At 57.9% G+C, this 15,223-nt stretch carries 12 protein-coding genes; 11 read left to right on the forward strand and 1 reads right to left on the reverse strand.

All coding sequences use genetic code 11. From position 1 onward, the window contains the following. Nucleotides 1-435: 435 nt before the first annotated feature. From ACQQ2Q_RS22230 to ACQQ2Q_RS22245, 4 genes are read left to right on the forward strand one after another with little or no spacing between them, the layout of a single operon-like run. A complete protein-coding gene (locus ACQQ2Q_RS22230) occupies nt 436-1,290 on the forward strand; it encodes an inositol monophosphatase family protein (protein ID WP_428189287.1) in 855 nt (284 codons plus the stop codon). 50 nt (nt 1,291-1,340) lie between these two features. Continuing rightward, complete coding sequence (locus tag ACQQ2Q_RS22235) at nt 1,341-1,940, forward strand: dual specificity protein phosphatase family protein (RefSeq protein ID WP_428189288.1); 600 nt, start codon at nt 1,341-1,343, stop codon at nt 1,938-1,940. A 2-nt stretch (nt 1,941-1,942) separates the two neighbouring features. Further along, a complete protein-coding gene (locus tag ACQQ2Q_RS22240; RefSeq protein WP_428189295.1) occupies nt 1,943-3,628 on the forward strand; it encodes a metallophosphoesterase family protein in 1,686 nt (561 codons plus the stop codon). A 19-nt stretch (nt 3,629-3,647) separates the two neighbouring features. Next, complete coding sequence (locus ACQQ2Q_RS22245) at nt 3,648-5,285, forward strand: Na/Pi cotransporter family protein (protein WP_428189289.1); 1,638 nt, start codon at nt 3,648-3,650, stop codon at nt 5,283-5,285. A gap of 71 nt (nt 5,286-5,356) precedes the next feature. On the opposite strand, the gene ACQQ2Q_RS22250 is transcribed toward ACQQ2Q_RS22245, so the two are convergent. Next, the gene (locus ACQQ2Q_RS22250) at nt 5,357-6,343 is read right to left on the reverse strand and encodes a LacI family DNA-binding transcriptional regulator (RefSeq protein WP_428189296.1); all 987 of its coding nucleotides are present in this window, start codon (nt 6,341-6,343) and stop codon (nt 5,357-5,359) included. Between the two features lie 533 nt (nt 6,344-6,876). Between ACQQ2Q_RS22250 and ACQQ2Q_RS22255 the strand changes: the two genes are divergently transcribed. From ACQQ2Q_RS22255 to ACQQ2Q_RS22285, 7 genes are all read left to right on the forward strand, one after another. Beyond that, on the forward strand, nt 6,877-8,733 hold the full coding sequence (locus ACQQ2Q_RS22255) for an ABC transporter permease (RefSeq protein ID WP_428189290.1): 1,857 nt from the start codon (nt 6,877-6,879) through the stop codon (nt 8,731-8,733). After that, nucleotides 8,733-9,866 (forward strand): ABC transporter ATP-binding protein, encoded by a 1,134-nt coding sequence (locus ACQQ2Q_RS22260; RefSeq protein WP_428189291.1) that lies wholly within the window; start codon nt 8,733-8,735, stop codon nt 9,864-9,866. The genes ACQQ2Q_RS22255 and ACQQ2Q_RS22260 overlap by 1 nt, the downstream gene beginning before the upstream one ends. 63 nt (nt 9,867-9,929) lie before the next feature. After that, a complete protein-coding gene (locus ACQQ2Q_RS22265) occupies nt 9,930-11,033 on the forward strand; it encodes an ABC transporter substrate-binding protein (RefSeq protein WP_428189297.1) in 1,104 nt (367 codons plus the stop codon). A gap of 23 nt (nt 11,034-11,056) precedes the next feature. Next, the gene (locus ACQQ2Q_RS22270) at nt 11,057-12,196 is read left to right on the forward strand and encodes an ABC transporter substrate-binding protein (protein ID WP_428189298.1); all 1,140 of its coding nucleotides are present in this window, start codon (nt 11,057-11,059) and stop codon (nt 12,194-12,196) included. Nucleotides 12,197-12,273: 77 nt separating this feature from the next. Next, nucleotides 12,274-13,371 (forward strand): ABC transporter substrate-binding protein, encoded by a 1,098-nt coding sequence (locus tag ACQQ2Q_RS22275; protein WP_428189299.1) that lies wholly within the window; start codon nt 12,274-12,276, stop codon nt 13,369-13,371. A 56-nt stretch (nt 13,372-13,427) separates the two neighbouring features. Next, nucleotides 13,428-14,333 (forward strand): inositol monophosphatase family protein, encoded by a 906-nt coding sequence (locus ACQQ2Q_RS22280; protein WP_428189292.1) that lies wholly within the window; start codon nt 13,428-13,430, stop codon nt 14,331-14,333. A gap of 41 nt (nt 14,334-14,374) precedes the next feature. Then, complete coding sequence (locus tag ACQQ2Q_RS22285) at nt 14,375-15,010, forward strand: dual specificity protein phosphatase family protein (protein ID WP_428189293.1); 636 nt, start codon at nt 14,375-14,377, stop codon at nt 15,008-15,010. Nucleotides 15,011-15,223: the final 213 nt, after the last annotated feature.

Consider the following 15,223-nt stretch of genomic DNA (forward strand, 5'->3'; position numbering starts at 1 on the left):
TTCCGTTAAGTTGACGATGCCCGCCACGCTTCACTTCACGGCTGTTGGTTGGAAGCAGCCGTTCAATGACGGCCCATTCGTCGTCGCTTAGTTCGTGAGGGTGCATAATAATTTCCCTTCAAGGAGATTGAATCGCAAACCGCTCGCCGCATGAACCCCGCTTATGGGGACGCATCCTGGCTTGGGCAACAGCAACTCCCCATCCGCGGCTCAAGCTCTGCGTTGTCTCAACACCTCGCGAAAGCTCTTGATCCGCAAATTCTCCTATCTTCGTCGCCGGTTTGTAAAAGCGATATGTGATCTGCCGGGAGGTCGAGTGAACTGTGAAGCCACCCGCCGCTGATATTCGGGTCGCATCAATTAAATAACGTCTTGCAAGTTATGAACACGCGTGCAAATGTGAACGCGTGTTCAAGTCGATTTGATGGTGGTTTCATGGAAGATTTCCAATGCGCCGATGCGCTTGAGGCTCGCGCCGACCTCTGCCGTGCGGTCATCCGCTCGGCCGGAAAATTGGTGATAGAGGGCTTTCGAAGCACGGCTACGCGCAGCTTTTCAATGAAGGGGCCGCAGGACTTTCTGACCGAAACCGATGCTGCGTCCGAAGCGCATATTCGCGCAACGATACAAGCTAATTTTCCGCAGGACACAGTGTTTGGAGAAGAGGGCGGCGGTGAGATTGGCTCGAAGGTCTGGGTCGTTGATCCGGTCGACGGCACGGCGAATTTTGCACGCGGGATACCGCATTTCTGCATCTCAATCGCCTATGTTGAAAATGGTCGCACGGAGATCGGCGCTATTTACAATCCAGCGCTTGACGAACTCTATTTCGCCCGTCGCGGGCACGGCGCGACGCTGAATGGCAAGGCGATTTCCACTGCGGCAACGCTCCGCTTCGATTCCGCTTCCATCGAAATGGGTTGGTCGACGCGTGTTGCAAACGATGTCTATCTCGGTGTCGTGAAAAATCTGCTCGACATGGGGGCCAACGTTCGACGCGGTGGTTCTGGGGCGCTTGCTCTTGCCTATGTCGCCGATGGCCGCTCCGACGGCTATATCGAGTTGCACATGAATTCCTGGGATTGCCTTGCCGGTCTGTTGCTGGTCAGCGAGGCGGGCGGCGATGTCTGCCCATTCCTGGAAATCGGTAGCCTGCGCGAAGGTGGGCCCGTCCTGGCTGCTGCCAGGGGCATTTCTGCCGGTGTCAGCAGCGCATCGGAAATCCCGTTGGCCGCAGTCGATGCCGTCGTTGATGGGACAAGAGAACGCAGGGTGACTTCGGAAGCTTGATCAACCGCGAACGCGCTATGGCGTTCAGTTGTTAAGAGGAGAGCTCCACCATGGATGGACCGGTTTATGCTCGGCCCGCAATCAGCAAGATTGCGGAAGATCTCGGCCCATACAAGTCAACGCTTTATATTGGTGGCAGCGATGGGGCCAGGGACATCGGATTGCTGCGGGCCCATGGCATCACCACCGTGGTGAACTGTGCCGTCAACCTCGACATCAATCTCGTGAGGGGAGGCGTTGATGAGGGTGAGCTACGTGCCACCGGCTACGGCGATATTCGCTACTACAAACTCGGCCTAATTGACGGAGAAGGCAGCCCCGACACGATGATGCTGGGGGCCTATTACATTCTCGACGGCGCGCTGCGTCAGGCGATGCCAAAGAGGGCGACCTATCCTTTCGCCGATGGCGGCAACATCCTTGTCAACTGCCGCAGCGGTCGCAGCAGGTCCGTGTCACTGGTGGCGCTGTTCTTGCACAAGCAACAGCCGGATCGCTATCCGACCTTGGATGAGGCCGTCACCGATATCCGTGAGAAGCGAGAGCTGAGGTCCGATGAGTGGTTTGAGGCGCCGAAGCCGAGTCTCTATGAAGCCGCCCGGCGTGCGTCTGAGTGGATCGATCTTGTCGAGGGCCGGAGGTCGGTTTGAACATCTCGTTGCATGCCTCCTTAGAGATCGCGGTCATCGCTGACGCCCACTTCCATGACACCAAGGCGGATTTCGGCTTTGCCGGTGTCGAGGTCGATGGAGAACGGCTGACGATGCGCAGCTGGTCGGATACACGCCAGTCCACGCGCGTCTTCAACGAAAGCGCCGGCGCGTTGCTTGCGGCGCTCGATCAGGTGGCCGAACGCGGCATTCGCCATGTTGTGCTGCTTGGGGACTACACGGATGACGGTCAGCGAGCCACCACGGATAGCCTCAGACAGATTTTGACGGCACATTCGCAGGCCCATGGTACGGCCTTCTATGCCTTGCCGGGCAATCACGATGTCTTCGGTCCTCAGGGTAGGCATCATATGAAGGAGTTTCTCGCGACCGAGGGGAGGCCGCTGTCAGTGACCAGCGATGCGGCACGGGGCGGTGACGATGTCGTCTTCAGCGAAGGGATGTATTGTGAGGGTTATCCAGTTGGGCTGACGCCGATGGCAGAATTCGGCTATTTCCGACGCCCCCACTATCTGCATTGGGAAACGCCTTTCGGTGCGAGCGATGCTGACGCAGACCGGAGGTACCGGGTTGTTTCGCCCGATGGCGGCAATCGTTACTGGCTGATGGATGCGTCCTATCTCGTGGAGCCTGTCTCCGGGCTTTGGCTTCTAATGATCGACGCGAATGTGTTTGAGCCTCTGGATGGCAATTTCGTCGAAGGGGAAGAGGCGGCCTTTATCGACAGTACCTCCGGAGGCTGGAATGCGATGCTACGCGCAAAGCGCTTCGTTCTCGACTGGATTACCGATGTGAGCCAAAGGGCCAGACAACAGGGAAAGACATTGCTCGCCTTCTCGCATTATCCGGCGCTCGACCCCTTCGATGGATCGAGCCAAGCCGAGAGCTTGTTGTTCGGCGAAACCAATGTCGTCCGTCGTACGCCCGTCAAGGCCGTGGAAGACGCTCTGGTCGCTGCCGGCGTCACGGTTCACTTCAGCGGACACCTGCACGTCGAAGGCCTGACGCAGCGGGGGACAGAGCAGAGCCCCATGGTTAACATTGCTGTCCCGTCACTCGTCGCATTTCCTCCGGCTTTCAAGGTTGTACGTGCCTCGGGCGAAAACATTCAGGTGCACACCGTGGAGATGTCCGGTCTGCCGATCGATAAGCGATTGACGCAGGGCTATCTGCGGGAAGCCGAAATCAGCGGGGAGGCCCGAGACCCGGCTTTCAATGTGCTCCATTACGGGGATTTCCTGAAGCAGCATAAGCGAGCGCTCGTGCGCCATCGATATTTCGTCAAGGAGTGGCCTGCGAGAATTGTCGACGTGATCCGCGACAAAACCGTGCTCGATGTGATTGCCCAATTCCTTGCGACAAAGGATGAGAAGAGCAGCGACTATGAGGGCGCGGCAGAGCTTTCCATGCTGGACTTGATCACCGACTGGTATTGCCTGCGGCAGGGGGCCTGGCTTGCTTTGCCGCATATCGAGCCGCAGAGGCTCACGCTCTATCGGTTATTGGCTTCAAACTTTGGTCGCGACTCGACCAGGCATGACGGCTCAATTCAAAGCTTTCTCGGAATTTTCTTCGCTGCTCTCGGGCTTTTTCTCGATCGCGCCGAGGGCGGTTCTTCAAGTCTGACGCTTCGCATGTCGACGCAAGGCGATGCCGTGCCGGCATGACTGACCATGAGGTGAGTGGATGGAATCTGCCATAGTCAGCATCAACCTGTTCGGCGCCGTCGCTCTGCTTCTTTTCGGCCTTCGCCAGATCAAGGAGGGGATGACGCGCGCGCTCGGTCCAAGGTTGCGATCCGGCCTCGCCGCCGGGACGCGGAGCGGCCCCAGATCGCTTGTTGCAGGCTTTCTCGCAACAATTGCATTGCAAAGCTCCACGGCGACGGCCCTTATGGTCGCCTCTTTTGTCGAGAGGGATATGATTGTGCCGGCCATGGCGCAAATCGTTATGCTTGGCGCCAATGTCGGTACGGCGATCACAGCCTGGATCGTCGCGTTTGGACTTGGCTGGCTATCTCCTCTGCTCATCCTCGGCGGCGTTGTTCTGTTGCGGACGGCATCTACGGCAAAACAGGGAGCTGGAACGGCGCTGGTTGGCGTTGGACTGATGCTCTTGTCGTTGCATCTCTTGTCGGCCGCGACCGATCCGATCCGCCAGTCTCCAGCGCTCAATCTGTTCATCACCATGCTGGGTGACGCCTGGCCCGTCGCGCTCCTGTTCTCTGCGGGCCTTGCCGTACTTGCTTCCTCAAGCCTTGCCGTGGTCGTGTTGATCCTGTCGCTGGCGGCAAGCGGCGGCATCGATTCCAGTTTGGTGATCGTACTGGTTCTTGGCGCAAACCTGGGTGGCGCTGTCCCACCGGTCCTGGCCACGATGAAAGCCTCGATTGCGGCTCGGCGCGTCACGCTTGGCAACCTCATCATCCGGGCCGTTGGTTGTGCACTTGCGATGCCGCTAGCTGGCTCTGCAGCACAGGTGCTCGAGCTTCCCTATTTTTCACATCAGCAGCTGGCCGTTGACGCCCATCTTCTCTTCAATATTGCTGTCGTGCTCATTGCCTGGCCGCTCGCTCCGCTCCTCTTGAAGCTGACCGCAGCGATCCTGCCCGATCTGAAGCCGCAGGCTGACCAACACAGCTTTCTCGACATCCACGATCTGGATCAACCGGTCGCCGCGCTGGTGGGTGCCAGTCGCGAGGTCATGCTGGTTGGCGATCTTATCGAGAGCATGCTGCGTCAGGCTTCCGACGCCATGCGTGGCAACGACGTCTCACAGTTGAGCAATATCAGTGCACTAGAAGGGCGCGTCGACCGTATTCAACATGAAATTAAGGTCTTCGTTTCCAAGATCGGGCAGCAGGACTTGAGCGAACAGGACTATCGCCGATCGATGGATATCGTGGAGTACGCCATCAATCTGGAGCACATTGGCGACATTATCGAGAAGGGCATCCGACCGGAAATTGCGAAGAAGGTGGCTCTGGGTCTTGAGTTCTCGAAGGACGGCCAGGACGAACTGCAGCGGCTGTTCGCGATCACGCTTGAAAATCTGCGCATGGCCCAGTCAGTGTTCTCCACGAAGAATTGCGAGCTGGCTCGTCGTCTCGTGGAAGTGAAGGAAGATGTGCGGCGCTTGGAAAAACAGTCGGCAGCACGTCACCTGCAGCGCTTGCGCGATGGGCGCTCGGACAGCATCCAGACCAGCTCACTGCATCTCGATCTGCTGCGTGACCTGAAAAGGATCAATGCCCATATTGCATCGGTTGCGCATCCCATCCTCAGTGACAGCGGCCTTTTGAATGACAGCCGCATCCGGAGCTGAGCTGACGTCCCATGAGTTGAGCAGTGAACACGCTGGCATTGATTGTGTTTCAATAGGAGAGGGCATCGGGCCTAACGGGCGGTGGTCCGCTCAACCATGTTGACGGGAACCACTTGTAGCCTCGTTTCCGGTTCGTTGCTGTCGAGAGCCGCAAGCACCTTTTCCGTCAGTGCCTCGAATGACTGTGCAATGGTGGTCAACTGGTAGCTTTTCCAGCTTGCCTGGGGGATATCGTCGAAACCGACAATAGAGAGATCCTGCGGTACGCGGCGGTTCATTTCCAGCCGGGCAGCGTCCAAAAAGCCCAGTGCCAGGAGATCGGTGACGCAGAAGGCGCCATCGATCCCATTGTCCTTCAACAGCTCGCAGCCGGCCCGGTATCCTGTCTCGTAAGTGGTTGGCCCGTCCGACCAGGAAACAACCTCGATATCTTCCGCAATCATGCGTTTTGTGAAGGCATTGGCCCGTCGCATCTGTGCCGGTGTCTGGCTGCCGCTGGTGACAACGGCGACTTTTTGGCATTTTGCTGCCCGCAAACGCAGCGCCGCAAGATCGGCGCCGTGGGAGTCGTCGCTCAGAACGATGTTGGTGTCAGTCCGGTCCATGCTCTGGTTAATCAAGACCAGACGTACGCCGTTGGCGATGCATTCATCGATGATCGATGCCGGTGGTTCCCCGGACAGAACAACGATTGCCTGAGCACGAAATTCGAATAGGAGTTCGATGAGCGGCGCGATATCCTTGCGTGCGTCCGCCGCATTTAGCAATAGACACTGTGAGCCGCGTCTAAGAAGTCCGAGGCTCAAAGCATCGAGCTGTTTGGAGATGAACGGCGAACTGAGATTGGCTCCCACCACACCAATCAGGTTCGAGCGATCATTGTTCAGCCCTTGCGCCAAGCGGTTGACCCGGTAACCCAGCTCCTGTGCTGCTTTGAGCACCTTCTTGCGTACGGCCTTGGACACACTGCCGCCTGGCGTAAATGTTCGTGACACCGCCGAACGCGAGACGCCGGCACGTCGTGCCACTTCTTCCGCCGTCACGAACCCTCTAGCCATCGTCTTCCCTTTACCATTCTTGTCGCACCACTGGCCATAAAGTCCACAATATTCCAATCCCAAAAATGTCTGAATGCTGAACTGATGCGAGAAAACTTCGGATCGTCGCGATTGCTCCTGCAGAGAAGAGCGCCTGTTCAAGCAGTAGCGCTGTGCCTGTCGCCAATCACGCCGCCAAATCGACATCGACAATGATCGCGCGTGCATAAATGGTGGTAAGATATCCAATAAAATAGCATAAAAACAACAAGATAAAATAATGACCGCGTGTGCAAATTTATGATTGACAAAACGCCGCATACGATTGATCATCCACCCTATCGCAGGATCAAAGGGGACGAATTCCACCGAGTCCGCGACAGGGGGCGCCTCTGGGCGTTCACGCAGGTATGGCGGGTCGGGAAACCCGTCGGGAGGATTGAATACATCGCAGAAGGCTATGCGCTGGTGGCTGATTGTTTGCAGCCCAAGCGAGAAAGCATTCGTGTGTCTTCCGGTTGGGGACCTTGCGGTGGATGGCCGGTGGAGGAAACATGGCTCTTCTAAGTGAAGCAACCAATGCGGAAAGTCCGCTGGGGCATGAGGTGTCCAGCGCGCCTTCAGCGTGGCAGGCCTGGCGATATCGCCTGAAGGTCGCAATGCGCGAGCCGACCACCTTGATCGGCATTCTCATCGCCTTGCTGTTTACCTACTTGATCGTTGTGCCAATCATCTCAATTGTGTTGGATTCCGTCATGGTGCAGTTCGGCCATGAGCGCCGTCTGGGCAAAGATGTGGGGGCTCTCACATTCTACTACATGGATCGCGCGTTCTTCTCGCCAGTGGCAACCGATCTGTTCTGGCGACCTCTCCTGAACACCCTGACAGTTGCCTTCGGCGCGATAGCGCTGTCGCTGGTGATCGGTACCATTCTTGCCTGGCTGATCAGCCGGACCGATATGTTCGGTCGTCGCTGGTTCGCGACCGCACTGATCGTGCCCTACATGCTGCCCGCCTGGACCTTTGCACTTGCGTGGACGACGTTGTTTAAGAACCGAACCGTCGGCGGTCAGCCGGGTTGGTTCGAGGCCATCGGCCTGACACCACCGGACTGGCTCGCCTATGGGCGCGTTCCGATCATCATCATTCTGGCCCTGCACTACACCCCCTTCGTGATCCTGCTGTTTGGCTCTGCGCTGCGCCGTTTTGATAGCCAGCTTGAGGACTCCGCCCGCATTCTCGGGGCACGCCGCTACCAGGTCGCAATCCAGATCATCATGCCGTTGATGCGGCCGGCGCTCATGTCGTCCATGGTACTGATCTTCGCGAAGTGCTTAGGCGAATTCGGTGTGCCCTACGTGCTCGGCTTGCCTGTGAAGTTCGAGGTGCTGTCAACCTCGCTGTTTCGCAGCATCGCTTCACGCCAGACCGGTGTCGCAGGTGTCGTGGCAGCCTCGATCATGCTGATCGGGATCATTACGCTGATGATCGATGCGCGACTGGTCCGTGAGGCACGGCGTTTCGTGACCATAGGGTCCAAGGGTTCGATGAACCGTCAAAACCGTCTTGGAAAGCTGCGCCTTCCGGCGACCGGCTTTGCCGCAGCGGTCTTCATTCTGAGCGTCGGCATGCCGCTGCTGACGCTCGCCCTGTCGACAGTCATGAAAGTGCCAGCGCGGTTTACGCTCGACAATTTCACTCTCGATTACTGGATCGGCGCAGACCTTCATACGGTTGCCCTGAAAACCGGAATCCTTCTGAGCCCGGATCTCTGGGCTGCGGCTAAGAACACGCTGATGATCGTTGGCTTTGCATCCCTGGTCTCGGGTGTCCTCGGTCTGCTTGTCGGTTATGTTGTCATCCGTACTCCGGTCCGTAGCCTCTCGGTTTATCTCCGTCAGGTGACATTCCTGCCCTATCTCGTTCCGGGAATCGCGTTCGCTGCCGCTTACCTTTCGCTGTTTGCGGTTCCCCGCGGCCCCATGCCCGCACTCTATGGCACGGTGATGATCCTGATACTGGCACTGATTGCCGATCAGATGCCCTATGCATCGCGGGCGGGTATCTCGGCCATGACGCAGCTGGGCAAGGATCCGGAAGAGGCCGCACAGATTGCCGGAGCCGGCTGGTTCCGTCGCATGGTCTCCATCGTGATCCCGATCCAGAAGGGCTCGCTGGTCACCGGCGTATTGTTGCCGTTCATCTCGGGCATCAAGGGCCTTAGCCTGTTCGTGATCCTGGCGGTACCGAGCACGGACGTCCTGACTACCTTTTCTCTGCGTCTGGTCGACTATCACTACACTCAGGCTGCCAATGCCGTGGTGCTGATTATCGCTGCGATTGCCTATTTCGGCACGCTGCTGGCCCAGAAGCTCACCCGCACAAATCTTGCAGAAGGACTTGGAAGCTGATGCCTACCATCAACCTACGGGGTGCACAGAAGAATTATGGTGTCGCTGCAGCGAATGCCGTTGCCGATCTCGACCTGGAAATCCGCGATGGAGAATTCATGTGTCTGCTTGGCCCCTCCGGCTGTGGCAAGACTACCACGCTGCGAATGATTGCCGGCCTGGAAAACCTTTCCGGAGGAGAGATCAAGGTCGGTAACCGGGTCGTTGATTCCGTGCGAGAAGGAATCTTCGTGCCGCCGGAAAAGCGGGAAATGGGACTTGTGTTTCAGAGCTATGCGCTTTGGCCTCACCTTACCATCGAGCGCAATACGGATTTCGGGCTGCGGTTGCGCAATCTGCCGAAAGTCGAGCGCGAGGCTCGTGTCGATCGCGTCATGCAGGCCCTCGATATTGCCAAATACCGCGACCGTTATCCTTCGCAGCTGTCTGGAGGCCAGCAGCAACGCGTGGCGCTTGCCCGTATGCTGGCGGTCAATCCGGGTGTGCTTTTGCTCGATGAGCCCTTGTCGAATCTCGATGCACGTCTGCGTCTGGAAATGCGGGCAGAGCTCAAGCGGCTTCACCATGAATTCAAGACCACGATTGTCTTCGTGACGCACGACCAGTGGGAGGCCATGACCCTGGCCACTACGATTGCCGTGATGAACGAGGGCACCTTGCAGCAGATGGGGACGCCGAACGACATCTATGATCGACCGGCCAACCGGTTCGTTGCGGAGTTCGTCGGTAGCCCGCCCATCAACATCCTGAACTTTGGTAAGCCGGGGGCCTCCGACATTGCCGATCAGGCGGAAGCTTATCTCTCGGCGAAGTTTCCGCAATTGCGGGGAATAGGCTCGGTTGGCCTGCGGCCCGAAGCTATGAGCTACGTGACCAGCCGGGAGACCGTGCCCCAAAACAGTTTCAGTACCGAAATGACGGTTACGGGAGTGCTGCCAACCGGTGGAAGCTGGATCCTTGAATTGAAGAGCAAGAACCATACGCTCTTCCTCACCACCCACGCATTGCCGCGCACCGATAGTGGCGAGCGGGTCTTCGTGCACGCGCCGCCTGAGGCCATTCATGTTTTCGATGTGCAGGGAAAGCGGATCAGCGAAGCTGACACGGTCCTCATGGAGGGCAGCCGAAACTGAATTCTACGGGTTCTGGACGTTTGCTAGAGGAGGAGCAGTATGACGCATGCAATGAAAAATGGCATGGGCCGGCTTTTAGTTTCGGCCGCGCTTTTGACGACGCTTGGAGGCACCGTAAAGGCGCAAGAGCCTTTCAACCTCGATGCACTGATTGAAGCGGCCAAGGCGGAAAAACCGATCACTGTCTATGACAGCACCGGTAAGATCGTCGACATGGCACAGAACTTTGCCGCAAAATACGGAATTGCTGCTGAGGGCTCCAAAGTCAAGGCGACCGCACAGCTCGAGATGATCATTCGCGAGGCCCGCGCCAACAACATCCAGGGTGATGTGTCGATCATCAGCGACGCGCCGGCGGCGATGGCTCAGCTCATTCCCCAGGGGTTCGCCGAGAGTTGGCTGCCGTCGGATCTGGCCGACAAAATCCCGGCTGAATATCAGTCACCGCTCACCGTCGTGAACAGCGCCAATGTCTGGGCTTACAATACGGAGCTGTTCGATAAGTGCCCTGTCAGCAACATCTGGGAGCTGACCGAGCAGAAGTGGAAGGGCAAGGTGGCAATGCAGGATCCGCTCGGCAAGGCATCCTATGTGGACTGGTTCAATCAGATGGCGAGCCACGGTGACGACAAGGTCGCTACTGCCTACAAGGACTTCTACGGCAAGGATCTGGAGACGGGCGAGAAGAGCGCCACAGCCGCCTGGATCAAGGCCCTGGCGGCCAATGCTCCTCTGTTGACCGATGCAGATGCGGCAGCAGCTGAAGCCGTTGGCGCCCCCGGACAGACCGAGCCCTTCATGGGGTTGATGAGTTCCGCCAAGTTTCGCGACAATGCTGAGAAGGGCATGAAACTTGGCCTTTGCAAGGATCTCAAGCCTTGGCTCGGCTGGCTCTATCCCGGTGTGGGGCTGATCACCAAAGGGACGGACAGCCCGAACGCGGCCAAGCTTTTCATCCATTATGTCATGACGGAGGAGGGGATCGCGCCGCAGGCGGCAGATGGAAAGATGTCGACGAACAGCGACGTCAAGCTGCCGGCCAACGAGCCGTCCGGCATCGGTTCCGCCCTCGACCAGGTGATGCCCTACAGCATGGCCACTGCCCTTGACGATTGGGACGCGCGCGAGGACTGGCAGGACTTCTGGCGGATGAACTACCAAAAATGAAAAAGCTATCGGGAGCAAACATGATGACCAGGACAACGCGGACCAACACCTATCGGCATGCGACAGCCGCTTGCGCCTTTGCGCTCACGCTTTCTGCAGCCTTTGGCAGCAGCGGGCATGCTGAAGACGCATTCAATCTCGAAGCATTGATTGAGGCTGCGAAGAAGGAGCCGCCGATCACCGTCTATGCCGTCACCGGCAAGATCGTCGATACGGCTCAGGCTTTTACGGCCAAGTATGGGGTTCAGGCCAGCGGCAAGAAGGTGAACCAGGCCACCCAGATCGAGCTTATGACCCGCGAATTTCAGGCTGACAATGTTGTGGGCGACGTCAGCGTTGCGACCGACGTCGCCTCTGCGATGGGCGAACTTCTTCCCCAGGGCATCGTCGCCAGCTGGACGCCGCCGGATCTTGTGGGCGATATCGGCGAGAAGCTGCGCAATCCATTGGTCGTCGTGTCCGATCCGCATGTCTTCACCTACAATACGGAGAAATACGACACGTGCCCGGTCACCAATATCTGGCAGCTGACGGAGCCGGAGTGGAAGGGCAAGCTTGCCATGCTCGACCTGTTCGACAAGCCGCACTATGCCGACTGGTTCAATCAGATCGAGACCCACCACGATGCTGAGGTGGCGGCGGCCTATGAGGCGCATTATGGCAAAAAGCTCGATACCAGCAGTCAGACGGCGACCGCAGCTTGGGTCAAGGCATTTGCCGAAAACGCACCGCTCCTGACCGATTCCTCCACCGTTGCGGAAGCGGCCGGTGCGCCAGGCCAGGTTGATCCATTCTTCGTGATCACTTCGACGGCGAAATATCGCGACAACGTATCCAAGGGCCTGAAACTTGGACTGTGCTCGGGTGTCCAACCGTTCACCGGCTTTCTCTATCCCGGTTTTGGCCTGATCGCGGCCAAGACCAAGAGCCCGAATGCCGCCAAACTCTTCGTTCGCTATCTGATGACAGAGGAGGGCATCGCCCCACAGACGGCAGATGGCAAAATTTCCGGCAATTCCACGATTGGCCTTCCGGTTAACGAGCCTTCGGGGGTCGGCAAGCACCTCGGAGAACTGATGGCTTTCGACCCGGCGACAGCGGCCGACGACCTCGATAAGCGCGAGGGTTGGCAGGATTTCTGGCGGGTTAACTACAAACAGTGAGGTCAGGGGCAGGTTGGTCCCTGTCCGCTATTTCCTTGGGAGGGGAAGTCATGAGGAATGGAAATAATCTGCTGGGCATGTTGATGGCTACCAGCCTTTTCGCTGGCTTATCAACGGCCAGTTTGCACGCCGAGGAGGCTTTCGATCTCGACGCCTTGATTGCCGCCGCAAAGCACGAAAAGCCGATCAATATCTACGACAGTACCGGCAAAATCGTCGAGATGGCGGATAACTTCAGCGCGAAATACGGGGTGAAGGCAACGGGCATGAAGGTTTCGGCCAACAGCCAGCTCGAGATGATCATTCGCGAAAACCAGGCGAACAATGTGCAGGGTGATGTCGTTCTGATCACCGACGCCCCGGCCGCGCAGGCGCAGCTCCTTCCGGAAGGCTTTGTCGAGAGCTATCTGCCTGCCGACATGGTCGGGAAGATCCCGGGTGGTCTGCAAAACCCGCTGGCGATTTCGACCAATGCGAATGTCTGGGCCTACAATACGGAGACGTATGACAAGTGCCCTGTCAGCAACATCTGGGAGCTGACAGAGCCGAAGTGGAAGGGCAAAGTCGCTCTCGTCGATCCGCTGACCAAGGGAAGCTATACGGACTGGTTCAACCAGCTCGAAACGCACGGCAACGACAAGGTAGCGGCAGCGTACAAGGCACATTTCGGCAAGGATATCGAGACCAGCGAGAAAAGCGCCGCGGCTGCCTGGATCAAGGCTCTGGCACAGAATGCGCCGCTGGCCACGGCTGGTGACGACCCGATAGCGGAAGCGGTCGGTGCCGCGAGCCAAAAGGAGCCCTTCTTCGGCCTACTCAGCTCGGCCAAGTTCCGCGACAATGCGGACAAGGGATATAAGCTTGGCATTTGCGATGATCTCGATCCCTGGATCGGTTGGACTTACATCAAGCTTGGGCTGATCGCGTCGAAGACGCAGAGCCCGAATATGGCAAAGCTCTTCATCCATTATATCCTGACAGAAGAGGGGATCGCGCCGCAGATGAAGGACGGCAAGGTTCCGACCAACACGGACATCAAGATGCCGGAGAATGAGCCATCCGGCCTGGCCAAGGTTTCTGACAAGCTCTTTGGCTACGACGCGGCAACGGGTCTCGACGATTTTGATCGGCGCGAAGAGTGGCAGGATTTCTGGCGCGTCAATTACTCCAAATGATGCCGACCGGCGCGGTTTCGACTGCGCCGGTTTTACATTGAAAGGTAAGGATATTCATGTTGGACCACCCGTTCCCGGCAAGTTCGCCATCTGTGTTGCAAGACGCACTTGTGCGCTCTCGCCGATTGATGGATCTGGCTAAAGCCGCAGCTCTCTCTGTCCGTAAACCGCTGCTGGATGCGTTTCGCTCGGCAATGGTTGTTGACTACAAGGTGGACCTGCACGACATCGTGACAGTCCATGATAAACGCGCGGAAGCCACGATCCGTGCGTTCATTCTTGAGCGCGAACCTTCTTCGGCCATCATGGGGGAAGAGGGCGGCCAGATCGGCATCGGCGATATTCAGTGGTATGTCGATCCGATCGACGGTACGGCGAATTTCGCTCGTGGCCTTGCCTTCTGGTGTGTCTCGATTGCAGCGGTCATCGACAATGAAGTCGTTGCAGGCGCAATCTATGACCCCGTTGCGGACTTGATGTTTTCAGCCGACCTCAGCTCGGCGTATCTCAATGGTGAACCGCTGCGCTCCAGCGCCGTCGCCAGCGAGGCGCAGGCGACCCTGGTCACCGGTTATCCGGTCTCGCGGGACTTTCGGCTCGATGGGAGGGAGGAGGCGCTTGCCAATATGGGCATACTTGTCGAGACCTTCTCGACCCTACGCCGTCCCGGAAGTGCTGCGCTCAGCATTGCCCATGTGGCGGCCGGCTGGGCCGATGCTGCAACGGGTTTCGGGGTTAACGCGTGGGATGTGGCAGCCGCAATCCTAATCCTCCGGAAGGCTGGCGGCCGCTACGAACCCTTGACCCTCGGCAAGGTCGCTCTGGGCTCCCGGGATTATCTCTGCCCCGGCTATATCGCGACAGGTGAGGGAGCAAATTATCCAACGCTCGACCGTGTCGCACGGTCGATCTCCCAAACCCGGATCGACAAGCTGGCCCAGGCGAAGGTTGAAGCCTCATGAGCAGCTTTCGGGCAGAGGGGGCATCACCTGCGGAGAACGAGATGCAGAGAATTCCGGCAAATGGAGAGCAGGCACGGGAGACCGGTGAACTGCCGACGCTGAGCCTTATTTATGGGCATCACCCGATCTACGGCGTCGATCTGTTCATTTCGGGCAAGGAAGGAGCAAGCGACCTGGATCTGCTCCGTCGCAACGGTATCACGACGGTTGTAAATTGTGCGGTCAATCTCGACTTCAACTACGTGCAGCAGCCTCAGGTCGTGTCAGATCATCAGGGCAGTATCTATGGGCCGGGGGAAATCCGTTACTACAAGATCGGCCTGATCGACGGCGCGGGGAATCCCGAAACGCAGATGGTGGCTGCCCATTACATCCTTCGGGCCGCACTTGAGCAGGTCATGCCTGACAAGCCGTCCTATCCGAGGCGTGAGCGTGGGAACATTCTCGTCAACTGCCGTGGTGGGCGATCACGCTCCGTCGCCGTGGTGGCGCTATTCCTCCACCTCACACTGCCAGATGAGTTTCCGACTCTTGACGCGGCGATCACCCATATCCGAAAGCATCGGGAATTGCCTGAAAACGAGTGGTACAAGGCGCCAAAACCCGTGCTGGCGGATGCCGCGCGGCAGGCCGCCCAATGGATCCGGACGATCGACGCCGTGGCTGACCCAGCTTGAGACAATGTTATCTAGTCGTTTGCGATGCGTTGGTGCGGTGATCTGTAAAAGTACGGATCTTGTTTTTGATGGCCCCACCTATTTGGGTGCGACCCTAGTGGATTGATCGAAACGAAAGAGTCCAGTTTTCGGATTCCTACGCTGTCCCGGATATGCGAGAGTACCTCATGCGTACAGGGATCACATTCGACGTCACCTCTGCCGACCGTGCTC

It is taken from the genome of Agrobacterium sp. ES01, assembly GCF_050320885.1.
Taxonomy (GTDB): Bacteria; Pseudomonadota; Alphaproteobacteria; order Rhizobiales; family Rhizobiaceae; genus Allorhizobium.